The sequence below is a fragment of the Solibacillus sp. FSL W7-1324 genome (genome assembly GCF_038008025.1).
GTDB lineage: Bacteria > Bacillota > Bacilli > Bacillales_A > Planococcaceae > Solibacillus.
Map to the genome: position 1 here is coordinate 3,626,056 of NZ_JBBOYH010000001.1, position 12,873 is coordinate 3,638,928.

The 12,873-nt window shown below is 36.6% G+C and carries 11 protein-coding genes; 3 read left to right on the forward strand and 8 right to left on the reverse strand.

Features of this window, described 5'->3' with window-relative positions:
* Positions 1 to 118: 118 nt before the first annotated feature.
* The 4 genes from MKY71_RS18160 to MKY71_RS18175 all read right to left on the reverse strand — a co-directional run bounded on the left by MKY71_RS18160 (position 119) and on the right by MKY71_RS18175 (position 3,349).
* Positions 119 to 460 carry a CotD family spore coat protein gene (locus MKY71_RS18160; RefSeq protein ID WP_445683740.1) on the reverse strand — a complete coding sequence of 114 codons (342 nt, stop codon included), beginning with the start codon at positions 458 to 460 and terminating at the stop codon, positions 119 to 121.
* Between the two features lie 161 nt (positions 461 to 621).
* Entirely contained in the window at positions 622 to 1,365 is a 744-nt protein-coding gene (locus MKY71_RS18165) for an HAD-IIB family hydrolase (protein ID WP_339196641.1), read from the reverse strand.
* Complete coding sequence (locus tag MKY71_RS18170) at positions 1,331 to 2,539, reverse strand: glycosyltransferase (RefSeq protein ID WP_340733539.1); 1,209 nt, start codon at positions 2,537 to 2,539, stop codon at positions 1,331 to 1,333. The genes MKY71_RS18165 and MKY71_RS18170 overlap by 35 nt, the downstream gene beginning before the upstream one ends.
* A gap of 387 nt (positions 2,540 to 2,926) precedes the next feature.
* Entirely contained in the window at positions 2,927 to 3,349 is a 423-nt protein-coding gene (locus tag MKY71_RS18175) for an organic hydroperoxide resistance protein (protein ID WP_339174509.1), read from the reverse strand.
* Between the two features lie 355 nt (positions 3,350 to 3,704).
* On the opposite strand from MKY71_RS18175, the gene MKY71_RS18180 reads away from it, so the two are divergent.
* Entirely contained in the window at positions 3,705 to 4,292 is a 588-nt protein-coding gene (locus tag MKY71_RS18180; protein WP_340733544.1) for a hypothetical protein, read from the forward strand.
* 102 nt (positions 4,293 to 4,394) lie between these two features.
* Here MKY71_RS18180 and MKY71_RS18185 read toward each other — a convergent pair whose 3' ends face one another.
* Positions 4,395 to 4,619 carry a hypothetical protein gene (locus tag MKY71_RS18185; protein ID WP_339196647.1) on the reverse strand — a complete coding sequence of 75 codons (225 nt, stop codon included), beginning with the start codon at positions 4,617 to 4,619 and terminating at the stop codon, positions 4,395 to 4,397.
* A 350-nt stretch (positions 4,620 to 4,969) separates the two neighbouring features.
* Here MKY71_RS18185 and MKY71_RS18190 point away from each other — a divergent pair, with 350 nt between their 5' ends.
* A complete protein-coding gene (locus MKY71_RS18190; protein ID WP_340733546.1) occupies positions 4,970 to 8,767 on the forward strand; it encodes a S8 family serine peptidase in 3,798 nt (1,265 codons plus the stop codon).
* Positions 8,768 to 8,886: 119 nt separating this feature from the next.
* Here MKY71_RS18190 and MKY71_RS18195 read toward each other — a convergent pair whose 3' ends face one another.
* Both MKY71_RS18195 and MKY71_RS18200 read right to left on the reverse strand, forming a co-directional pair.
* Positions 8,887 to 10,155 (reverse strand): OFA family MFS transporter, encoded by a 1,269-nt coding sequence (locus MKY71_RS18195; protein ID WP_340733549.1) that lies wholly within the window; start codon positions 10,153 to 10,155, stop codon positions 8,887 to 8,889.
* Positions 10,156 to 10,475: 320 nt separating this feature from the next.
* Entirely contained in the window at positions 10,476 to 11,219 is a 744-nt protein-coding gene (locus tag MKY71_RS18200; RefSeq protein ID WP_339174517.1) for a DUF4230 domain-containing protein, read from the reverse strand.
* A 222-nt stretch (positions 11,220 to 11,441) separates the two neighbouring features.
* Here MKY71_RS18200 and MKY71_RS18205 point away from each other — a divergent pair, with 222 nt between their 5' ends.
* On the forward strand, positions 11,442 to 12,095 hold the full coding sequence (locus tag MKY71_RS18205) for a TVP38/TMEM64 family protein (protein ID WP_339174519.1): 654 nt from the start codon (positions 11,442 to 11,444) through the stop codon (positions 12,093 to 12,095).
* 59 nt (positions 12,096 to 12,154) lie between these two features.
* Here the strand turns inward: MKY71_RS18205 and MKY71_RS18210 are convergent, their stop codons facing one another.
* Positions 12,155 to 12,745, reverse strand: a complete 591-nt coding sequence (locus tag MKY71_RS18210) for a TetR/AcrR family transcriptional regulator (RefSeq protein ID WP_339174520.1) — start codon at positions 12,743 to 12,745, stop codon at positions 12,155 to 12,157.
* Between the last annotated feature and the right edge of the window lie 128 nt (positions 12,746 to 12,873).

The following is a 12,873-nucleotide window of genomic DNA, read 5'->3' on the forward strand; positions in this document are numbered from 1 at the left end:
AAAATATACAGATATAGATGGAAATTTTAAGGCTTGTCCATGAATAATAGCACTATCCATTAAGTGGATGGTGCTATTATCTTTTTATTAACATAAGTCACAACGATTGAAGAATGACTTACCAGCCTCTTCGTTTTGAACAACCACATCCGCCAGTATTCGGTCTAAACGGTGTTCCACACATCGTATTAGTTTCGAAACACTCATTCACAACAGATTGTGTATGAGGGAAATAGTGTTGGTTGTTAATATAATGTTGGTTGACTGTAGTTAAGTGGGACGGATGCACATGTGGCACCACCGTGTTTGATACATTTCTTTGAACATATTGTCTCGTTGGTGATATTTGCGGTGATGCGTATTGTGTTGGTGATGTTTGCGTTGGCAATTGCTGAGCATTATTGAAAAACGATTGACCTCTTTCATCATTAAATGAATTAAACCAGTTTCTATTAGTCAATTTTATCCTCCTTCCTTCATGTTGTTGTATCTCTACTAACTTATGAAGGGAATTCGGAATAACCTATTTACTTGCCTATTGTTAAAAAACAATTTTTTAAGAATATGATTAATATGCAAAAGAGGAAAGTAAAATCGGGAAAATAATTGTCTAGTAAAAACCTATTGAATCTTTTGTGATAATGGTGTGTAAAGTTTTTCCCATATTTCTTTTACACCGGCAGAGGCATGTCCCTTTGCATAATGGATATGTTCATTTTCCGATAATGCTAATATAGCATCACATGCATTTCCAACAGCAATCGCTGGATAACCGAGCTGGAAAAGACTGAGATCATTTTCTGAATCCCCGGCTACAACAACCTCTCCATTATATTGACATTTATTAAGTACATATTTAAGAGCAGCACCTTTATTAATATTTGCAGGCAGGATATCTACATCCCTTTCACTGCTGAAAATAAGGTCAACTGCTAAATCATTTTGCTTGATTGCTTGGTTAAGTATTTGAACTTGCATTTTACTTGCAAAATAGGCCAGTCGCCAAGGTGTGTCTATTGGCTGTCTGGCAATGTCTATGGATTTAGCTATCGTTTTAACCTGTTCAAAGTCTTCCTGCTTAATGTTGCCTGCCCATTCCTGATCAAGCTCATATGTGGGACCAAGGTAAATCGAAGCTCCAACATCACATATTAAAATGTCCGGTTTGGGCAGTTGTTCACGTTCGATTAAATCAATCGCGGACTGTTTATATCTTCCTGTAATATATATAAGAGATGTATTTTCAAGAGCCAGCGTGTCCCACAGTTCAGTATGCGGAATCTTATCACTAACAATCGTATTATCTAAATCTGTTGCTAAAACACGAGGTTTAAGGTAAGGAAATGTAAGCATTTTTTCGTTCATACAGCTCCTTTACTTTGCGGGAAATAAGAGACCAGTTAAATTCTTTTAGTGCATATTGTTTTGCATCACGACGCATTTTTAATAGTTTAGGTGAGTTCTTTAAGAAATACGCCATGCTGTCGCTTATTTTTTGCACATCTGCTTTAGGTATGTGAAGACCTGTCACCCCGGATTTAACGACATTTTTCAGTCCACCTACATGGGTCGCAATTACAGGACAACCACAAGCCTGCGCTTCTGCTGCTACCATACCAAACGATTCATAATGTGAAGGCATAATAGTGGCTAATGCACCGGCATAAAGATTTTTTAACTGTTTTTCATTTTTGGGGCCAAGGAATAATACACGATCTTCCATTCCTTTAATCGCTTCTTTTAGCGGTTCGCTTTTTGGGCGATAGTTTTTTACATCTACCGTTTCCCCACAGCCACCTGCAATTAGTAACTTCACGTTTTTAGGAACTTCCTCCGTTTCCAGCATATGTCTGAAACCTTTTAAAAGATCAAAAATCCCTTTTGATGTTTCTAAACGGCCGGCATAAAAATAGTACGGAAATGCAAACTGTTCCTCTTCTTCAGTAGAAGCCAGATACACTGGTGAAACTCCTACGGGTACAACTGAAACTGTACTTTTTTTCTTTGTAAAAACTTCGATCTGTTGCTTCTCATTTGGCGTAGTAGCAATTACTACATCAGCTTGCTCCATGATCAGCTTTTCAAAGTGCTTACGCTTATTTTCCATAAAGCCTGTACCTTGCTCTTTTGCAATTGCAAGGGAGTGGTTTGTGTGACACCAGAAGAATGAATATTCCTTCTGCAGATTATATGCAAGTACTCCTGATAGCCAGTAATGAGTATGAATAACGTCATAACTGCTAATATCCAGGGTTTCTGTCATTTCTTCGTATAAACGAGGAAGTAAAGTAAACATCTTTCGCTTATCAACAAAGCCTTTATGACCACCTGCAAAACGGTATACTTTACTGTGCTCACCCAACTGTTCAACAGCCGGTTTTTGTTCATCGCTCCAATGTGTAACAATATCCACACTGTAGCCAAGTCCATCAAGCTGTAGGGCCAGATGTTTTACATAGTTGTTTTGTCCACCTGCTTGTTTACTTCCAAGCGGAATTAAAGGGTCGCCATGATCAGAAATAAATAATATCTTTCTCAAATGAAATCTCATCCTTTCGTTCTTAAGCAGCGAATCATAGCTGTAAAACTTTACTGCTGTCTTGCTGATTTTAATGAAATGATGGTAACTTTTCATAAATTACTCTTCATTAGCTAGGTAGTATTTATAACTTCTTAAGCTGTCCTTTATTCTCGATAAATTCAAACATCCTCACACTACCTAGCAAATAATAGAAGAGAGATTAAGGACGTTGAATTTTACGGTTTTATAAGAAATAATAATTTTTAGCTCGATTGATAAGTTCCCTGATTGACTGACAATTAAACAAAATATTCTAAAAACCACCAAAAATATTACTTTATTATTATTTAGATTAATCAATATCAGTTATAAATACCTATAATGAGTGTATTTAGTCCAGATCACTTAAATCACTTCAAGTGAAACTTCAATATTGCCTCTTGTTGCTTTTGAATACGGGCATACTTCGTGCGCTTTATGCACAAGTTCTTCCAACTGTTCACGCTCAATATCTGTCCCTTTCACTTGAAGCACAACACCAAGCTTAAATCCTTGGTCTTTTTCATCTTTTAATAAGCTGACATTAGCTGTTACTTCAGACGTGAATTTAACACGGGCTTTACTTGCTGTTAATTGAAGGGCACTGTCAAAACAAGCAGCGTATCCTGCAGCAAATAGCTGTTCCGGATTTGTTGAATTCTCAATTTTTTCTGCTCTCGGTGTACCTGGCATTGCTGTTTCAAATTGAATTACCCCATCATCCGACTGTACTTTCCCTTCACGTCCCCCCGAAGCAGTTGCAATCGCAGTAAATAATTTTTCAGACATTCCACTTCCACACCTTTCGTTTTTAAATACAACATATCCTTACCCGGTTTTTTCTTTTTTCAAAAGTATTTAATGTTAATTAATTGTTAATTTTCATAATAGGGAGCAAGAAATTATTCAGATCAAGTGTTTTTATAGGCCGATTTCTTTGCCCGAAAAAGGGGATTACAGGCGGGACTGTCAGATTGAAACTATGGTTTTTCGAGCCTCTATGTACTATTTTTATATATTGTTTTCCTGTAATAAGGGCTGGAATCTAAACATTGTAAGTGTTGGTAACAGAACGGTTGCTTATGTTTTGTTTTATAAATGAGGGGTATCAACTTACAAGTATTCGTTGGGAGGGGATAGCAATATGTTTGGCATATCCGATCTCTTTTCATTAGTCATTTCTGCATTTATTATTTTGCCTGCTGTCGTATTTCTTAGGGAGCTGGGATATGCAATTGTCAGCCGGCTGTTTGGCGTAATTCAACCAAGGGTAACGATTGGTTCCGGGCGCAGAATTTTTAAGTTTGGTATGTTCGATATCCGCAGATACTATCATTTTTATAGCTGGTTTTCGTATGACAAATTAAAGCATGAAAATAAATTTGCCTTTATTAGTATTTATTCCGCGCCAATTTTAATCAATCTAGTATTCGGTCTTACAATTAATTCTCTGATTGCTAACGGAATCATTGAAGAATATAAAACATTTTGGGATCGGTTTGTCTTTTATGCATTTTATTATGTTTTATTTGATGCCGTCCCGATGACCACATTTAGCGGAAAACCAAATAACGGCATGATAATTTATAAAATGATTCGCTATGGCCAGCGGATTGATGCATCAAAAGAACATTTCCTCCCCTCTACAACCGAGGTGGAGACTGAATATCAGGAATACATGAAAGAGATTGAAGAAACAGAAGAGGAAATAAAAAAGAAAAATCATGATTGATTCAGTAGCTATTAAACATTAATAAAAACCTTTCAAATAAAAAGAACCAAGGTCAAAGCCTTAGTTCTTACCTCAATGTAATGAATAGATATCAAATATAAATTAGTTCCAGGCAGTTCGTTCACTTTCAGGCTCGTTCATGCCTGTTTTACTACGTTTAGAAGGAACGTTGTTTTCTTTTGCTGGAGCTGCATTAAAAATAAAATCAAGTTCTGATAAATACTCTTCTTGCTGTGAGATTTTACGACTTTGATTTACTTCTAGCTTATTCGCACTTTGCTTGCCTCTTGCTTTTGCATTGTTGCGTTTAAAATCCATATTTGACATAGCCATCCCCCATTGAATTTATTGAAAAGTATAAAAGCCTTTTCAGCTTTAAACTTTTCATTAAAAAGTTTAACCATTCTTAACTCCTTTTATTAAAGAAATATACAATCTCCTTTCCCCTATTAGTGAATTAGGGGTCCTTCAATTCTCCTCCTCTCATAAGATAGTTCTACTATTTCACAAAATTTGTAGGAAGATAGTTTTAACCTATCTCTACCAAACTAATACTATTTATCAATCTTTTGGAAAAAATAAAAGTTTCGATATTCGGATAATTTCCATTGTGATAAATTGGTAATACCGCATTAAACAGAATAGTGCGAAAATTTAATACAAAGGGGAAATGTGAATTGAAGAAGTTTAATTTTACGAGATTTTTCAGTAGTATTTTAGCTTTCGTCATGGTGCTCTCTTTATTGGTACCATTCTCGAATGCAAGCGCTGAAGAATCAAAACCATTCAAACAGGATGGACAAAGTGAAAGCATCATTCAGCTAAAGGCGGCAATCGCTGAACAACTTAGCTTGTCTAAAGATGGCCCAGTCCTTCATGAAAGCCTGCAAAATATTTCAGGCAATCAAGAGGTTGCAGTCATCGTTCATTTATCCGAAAAACCGGTGGCATTAGAACAAGGAATCAGCCAAGTTAAAGGCAAAAAATTCTCGAATGCCCGTGCAAATGAAGTTCGTTCAAATGTAAAAGCACAACAGGCAAAAGTTAAAAAAGAGTTAACTGCCAAACAAGTGCAAATGACACAAGGATACACATTTGATACGGTACTAAACGGATTTGCTGCAACAATTAAAGCAAATGATATTCCAAAACTGCTTTCAGTAGAGGGAATCACTTTAATTGAACCGGATGCAACAGTATACGCATCAGAAGAGGTTACAACAAAACCAATAAAATCAAAAAACCCATCAGAACTTATTAAAGATGTGCCTGTGGAAGCACAGATGAATACAAGTATTTCTTTCCTTGGTATCGAAAGACTTTGGAATGAAGGCATTGAAGGACAAGGAGTAAAAGTGGCAGTGCTTGATACAGGTATCGATGCAGATCACCCTGAATTTGCCGGCATTTATAAAGGCGGAAAAAACTTTATTCCTAACTCTTCAACATACTCTAAACCACGTGCAGATGACGATGCATCGGAAACATTACCTTCAGAGCGTCCAGCAGGAACACCTGAATTCAATGCTAATGGAAGCTCATTCTATACATCTCACGGTACGCATGTTGCCGGAACAATTGCGGCAATTGGTGCTAACGAATTCGGCATTAAAGGGATTGCACCAAAAGTAGACCTTTATGCTTACCGCGTTCTTGGAGCATACGGCAGCGGTGCAACATCAGGTATTGTTAAAGCAATTGAAACAGCAGTTCAAGAAGAAATGGATGTAATTAACCTTTCACTTGGCGGTGGTGCTAATACAGAAACAGATGCAGGATCATTTGCTATCAATAACGCAATGATGGCTGGAACAATCGGTGTTGTTGCAACAGGTAACTCTGGTCCAAACCGTGGAACAATGGGCACACCTGCAACTGCTCGTTTAGGGATTGCAGTCGGTAATACAACAAACCCCGAAACAATGTATAACGGTGAAGTTAACGTTACAGCAGGCGACTACAACTTAACTAAACAGCTTCCTTTAATGGGAACAACTTTTGGTAAAAACTTATCAACACAGCTTCAAGGTGAATTTGATTTAGTTGCGATTCCTGGAAACGGCGAAGTAAAAGATTTTGAAGGAATTGATGTTGAAGGTAAAGTAGCGTTAATTTCCCGTGGTAATATCGCATTTGTCGATAAAATTGCAAATGCTAAAGCAAACGGGGCGGTAGCTACAATTATTCATAACTTTGCAGGCGGAACGAATGCACCTAACATTTCAGGCACATTCCTTGGTGATTCTTTTGAGTTCCTGCCAACATTTGATATGTCAGTAACAGACGGCGAGGCAATTCGCGTGGCATTAGCAGGGGGTACAGGAAAAGTAAGCTTCGGCAAGTTTGCTTCAACTACGACAACTGGAGATGATGTAAACTCTTCAAGTTCACGTGGTCCTTCTACACCGAATTTCGATATTAAACCAGACGTAACAGCGCCTGGAACAAACATTATGTCAACGATTCCTATGTATAAATCGGACTTCCCTGATGCGGTTTATACTGAAGCATATGATCGTAAAACGGGAACATCTATGGCAACACCACATATTGCTGGTATCGCAGCATTAGTAAAACAGGCAAATCCGGATTGGAATGCATTCGATGTCAAAGTGGCACTTTCGAATACAGCAAAAATATTGGATACTGCTAAATATGATGTATTCTCTCAAGGTGCTGGACGCGTAAATGCTTATGCGGCGGCTCATCCGGAAATTCTTGCATATGCACTTGATACGGCAGTTTTAGACGGCACTGGTGCAATTGTAGAAAACAAAAAAGGGACAGTTACTTTTGGTCCTCAATCATTAAAGGACGGAAATATTTCTGTAACGAAACAAGTACTAGTAAAAGACATTAAAGGAAACGGCGGTAACTACAACGTATCCGTAGATGTGACTAAAACATTTGGCGATGCAGCTATTACAGTGGATCAGCCATCATTTACTTTAGCTGGTGAGCAGCTTTTAAACATTACATTAACGGCTTCACAAGCTGTTGCACCAAACGGCTCTGAGATTTTAGGTTTCATCAACATTAACGGTGGATCTACGGAAGCTTCATTGCCATTCGCAGCCGATTTCAGCAGCGCGGCAGCAACAACTGAAATTAAAGATTTTAAAATCACAGAAACTGATCTGTCATTTAACGGTGACGGTATTAAAGATTCCGCTGTACTTTCATTCACATTAACGGGTGATGTTACAACGAACTATATCGAGCTTTGGGATATTATGAATCCTGAAGGCGGAGAATATGGGGACGGCTACATCGGTTATCTGCATTCAGGTACTTCATTAGGTAAAGGATCTTATACGCTGAATGTTGGCGGACAGTATAAACCTTGGGGTAGTGCACCTGCAACTACGATTCCGGATGGTCTATATACAATTGACTTTACTGGTCTTGCAGCTACAGGAATAATTTCAGATTATGTAGGACCGATTGTTGTAAAAACGACAAAACCAGAAATTACAGGTTCAGAAGCTGAAGGTGTTGTTTCAGGACAAGTAACAGATAAGTATATCGACTACAATGAAGAACTGTATTTATACGGTTTAGACTATGATTTAAATGACAAACTAAAAGCTTCATATGTTGCGACTGTAAACGGCGAAGTACAAGCACCAGTTGCATTCAACTTAAATCAGGACGGCAGCTTCACATTCCCGGTAACAGCAGAAACAAATGCTGTAACAGTAGTAATTACAGATGCTGCTGGTAATGTTGGCGAAGCGATTATCTTTGAAAATGAAGTAGTAGAACCTGTTGTAACGCTTTCTGTAAATCCGACTGAGCTAGACCTGACAGCTGGAGAAACGGCACAGCTTGCGGTAACAGAAACAACAACACCTGCTGAAGGTGATGCTACAGAAGAAGACGTAACTTCAAAAGCTACGTATAGTGTGGCAGATGAAAATATCGCAACAGTTGTAAATGGTTTAGTAACTGCAGTAGCAGAAGGCACAACGACAATTACTGTTTCACATGGCGAAAATGAAGCAACAGTAACGGTTACTGTTAAAGCACCTGTAGTGGAAGAACCAGTTGTAACTCTGGAAATCGACCAAGCTCAAGTTGAGACAAGAGTCGGTAAAGAAGTTTCTGTTAAAATTACTGAAGTAACAACATTAAACGGTGAAACAACAGAAAAAGATGTTACAAACCTTGCAATTTACCAAGTTGAAAACGATAAGATTGCTACTGTAAATGCAGGTACTGTAAAAGGTAAAGGCCCAGGTACTACCTCTGTTACAGTAACATATGGTGAGCATACCCTTACATTTGATGTCAACGTTGTAAAGCCTGGTAATGGTAATGGCAATGGCAATGGTAATGGTAACGGTAATGGTAACGGCAACGGTAACGGTAATGGTAACGGTAACGGCAATGGTAACGGCAATGGTAACGGCAATGGTAATGGTAATGGTAAAGGACCTAAAAATAACAATGACGTTACAGAATATGAAATTTAATTAATATTTTAGCTAGTATTGCTAAGTTTAAGACTTCATCCCTCGATGGAGCTTAAACTTAGCTTTTTTTATCCTTAAGAAAAAAGGATGCCTTTAAATTAAAGCACCCTTTCGAAATTTTATCCGATTACTATTTCTTTTTTCTTACTAAACTCTTCATCCTCCAAATTCACTTTTTCAGGTTTCACAACGAATATACTAATTAAAGTCGCAACCGTGAACAAAGCGGCAATTACGTATAATACCATGTCGTATGACTGTGTCTTTTCAAGAATAATTGCGCTTAGCTGATTGCCCGTCAACCCTGCAAATGCCCATGCAGATAAAGCTAAACCATGTACAGTTGAAATACTGTCGATACCAAATCGGTCTGATAATAGCGGCGGTAAAGATGAGAACCCTCCACCGTAACCTGCATTCACAATACAAAGTAAAGCAATGATCAGAAAGGCCATAGAGTTATTTATTCCATCAAATACAACCGTACATAAAATAATGCTAATAGAAGAAATAAAAATTATTTTATAAATAGAGTTACGATCTTTTAAACGATCTCCCCATGCAGAAAATGCAATTCTTCCACCAGCATTGAAAATGGCAGTAAGCGAACTAACTAACCCAATCGCTCCAAAACCAATGAAAGCTAAAATACCTTTTTCCTGTGAGATTAACGCTAAACCACATGTAATATTGATATAGAACATTAGCCAAATACCGATAAACGTTTTATTCGTCAATACTCTTCTATAACTAAAGCTACGCATTTCAATATTTTCTTCTTCATATCCAGCCGGTTTCTTTAAAATTAAGTGTCCGATAACCATCATGACTAAATAGATTGCGGCTAAAATATAAAACATTGTATAAATATTCGTAGGGTCTACTAACACCCCTTCACTATTTCGATTACCGAGCAGCTTTTCCATTAATGGACTTGCAATCACTTTTGCCAAACCAAAGCCGGCAACAGCAAGACCAGTTGCCAATCCCTTTTGTTCTTTAAACCAGAGCATCAGTGTTTTTACAGGTGTTAAATAGCCAATTCCAAGTCCAATCCCCATCACAACTCCGTAAGAAATATAAATACCGATCAATGATTTTTGATAAATAAAGAAACCTGTTGCTGCCATCCCTGCAACAAAAAACATTGCTGCTAACAAAGAAGACTTATGAATATCCTTTTCGACAAACTTTCCGCCAAATGCCGCAGACATACCAAGAACAAAAATCGCTATACTGAACGCCCATTCCACTTCACTGACAGGTTTGCCGATATAAGAGGCAATATCCCCCTTAAACAACGACCAGCAATAAACCGTACCAATACTACAATGAATCAATAAAGCTGGAATGACCGCACGCATCCATTTGTTATCAAACTTTCCCACTTCAAAACTCCTCATTATTCATTTAATCCAAAACACGAACTTTAAAACAATATTTTACATTAAAGTTCGTATATTAATTAAATTATTAATAATAATAAGTAATTTATGGATTAAATATTTTATTTTTACGAACATTAACAAAGTGATTATATAATAACATTCGTGATAAATGAATAGTAATTTTTATAATTCTAGAAATGCTTCGCAACTTTTTCGGACTATTCTGTATTTCATTACATAAAAAAACAGCCTAATCATAGTAATTAGACTGTTTGAAGCAGAAAATTTTATCCTTCTATTACAACATATTAAACTAAAATTTATTTAAATATTATCTTCACCGTATAGCCAAGATTCCGGAAAAAACCTGCGAGAACTTTCTCGGCACTTTTTTCTGCTGACTCCAACAAACCTACTTCCATAGCCTCATCTTTGATTTTCTTCTGCGCTTCCGTTGCCAGGTCAAATCCCTCATCCCATTTCACTTCCCCACGAAACAGCCCCTCATCCGAAAAAGTTTTGACATCTTCCATCTGAATCGCAGGTTCCTGTATAAATGTTGCATGAGGCAGGGCAATCTCTATCTCTTTGGTATCTTCATTCACTTTAATATCATCTGATGTAACTTCTTTCAGATTAACGCCTGCAATGACTGTCGCAGGAACTATCAATAATAACTCTCTTTTTGTACCTGGTAAATTAACCGAAATATCGTTCCCAAACAGTTTATTATCCTCTTGCTCAATGATTACTTTCATATGAGCTTCAGCGGTTGCGAGCATTGCTAATTCCTGAACCTGTTCCACAAATACTGTACTTTCTTTTTTAAAAGTAGTACCGAAAAATAACCAAGTACCCCCGAATGTGAAAAGGATAAGGAGCAATGCAATTAATAAAATTTTAAATCCCCAAAATTTAAATATAACCTTAAATATTGCTCCGGAAATATTGGAGTTTCCACTGCGTTGTCCTATAACCGCAGTGGCAGCACTTTCTTGCTCACTTTTTTTCAATTCGTGCAGTACTTGTTCAATTTGTGTTAATGCTTCATCTTTTTTACTCAAGGCGTCTCCTCCTCTCTTATTGTATTGAGGAAAGTTATAATTTCCATATTTATACTAGAATATCATATCAAATTATCTACTTTTGTTAGATTATAAAAGGTGATTACAACATATATCGACCGATGTGTAATCCTTTTTCATATTTTTCAAATCTTGTTAATAGCAATTTTCGTCAAATACATTTAAACTATCGAATGGAATTATATTAAGAGAGGTTACGAAATGAAAAAACAATCGTTGTTTATAAGAGGGACTCTATTTGCAGCAATTCTAACAGGTTTATTCTTTACGCTTTACAAAAGCGGTATTTCTGTTTCCGATCTGTCACCCCAGCTTATTTTAGAGCTTGCCCATAACAATCTAACTGTCGTTATTTTAATAATGCTATTATTAATGTTCCTACAGAACTTATTTACATTTATCCCGTTAATTTTAGTCATCACGATTAATATTGCATTGTTTGGATTTTGGCGCGGTTATTTATTTAGTACATTCAGCAGTGTTATTGGAAGTACATCAATCTTCCTTTCCATTCGCTTTTTTTTCGCCAATTTATTCACTTCTGAAAAACTACAAAAATATGAGCAGCAAATTAATAAAAATGGATTCCTATTTGTTCTGTCAGGGCGTATTTTGCCATTCCTTCCTACAAATTTAATTAACATCGTATCCGGTTTAAGCAAAATGAAAATATCGTATTTTATTTCAGCTACTACAATTGGCAACATGATTTATGGACTAGTATTAGCCTCTATTTCTTATGGAATTGTCTCTGTCTCACAGCAATATAGACAACTTTTTTATGTGCTTATTGCAATTGCAGCCATTATCGTTGCAGTCCGATTCATTAAAAAGCAACGTACAAGCAGTATTTAAAAAAGAAGGTATCGCACCTTCTTTTTTATTTTGTTTATTAGCTATATATCAACTGTACCTTAAGTACTCTTCCTTTGAATAAAGGAAATAATACTAATATATAAAGCAGTCATCTCTTCAGGGGTCTTGTCTAAATCATTTTGAACCCATTGTTCAATTAAACCTAGGAAAGCAGATGTAATAAATGCTAAAAAGTATTCCATCGGCACATTTAAGTTTGCGATGAAGCTTTCATTCCCCTCCAGGTTTACTCGTACTTTTTCTGAAAACGCTGCTCTAAATCGAAGGTGGAAACCCGCTCTTCCATGTTCGCTTAAAAAGATCTTCAAAAGTGGTGCCTGCATTTTTATCGAATTAAATAATGAGGAAGCTAATTGTTCCTGTCCTTTTTCAAACGTATGTGTAGATGAATAGCTCGATTGCAATTCATCAATATGATCTCCTAGCTCTTCAAATAGTTGTATTTCAATCTGATCCAGCAAATCAAATTTATCGATAAAGTGTAAATAAAACGTCCCACGATTAATCTTGGCCGTTTTCGCTATATCCCCCACTGTAATCGAATCAAAAGTTTTCTTCTCCAGCATCTCCATAAATGATTTCTGAATAAGTTCTTTTGTTCGTCGATTTTTTTCCGTATAAACGCTCAAAAAAACACCCTCTTTCCTCAAAATTGAACAATCTGTTTATTTTGTTGATTGCTTTGATTTCCCCTTAAATTATAAAATAAATGAGTAATAATAAACAACATGTTGAAATTTGAGAAAGGATGAAATTC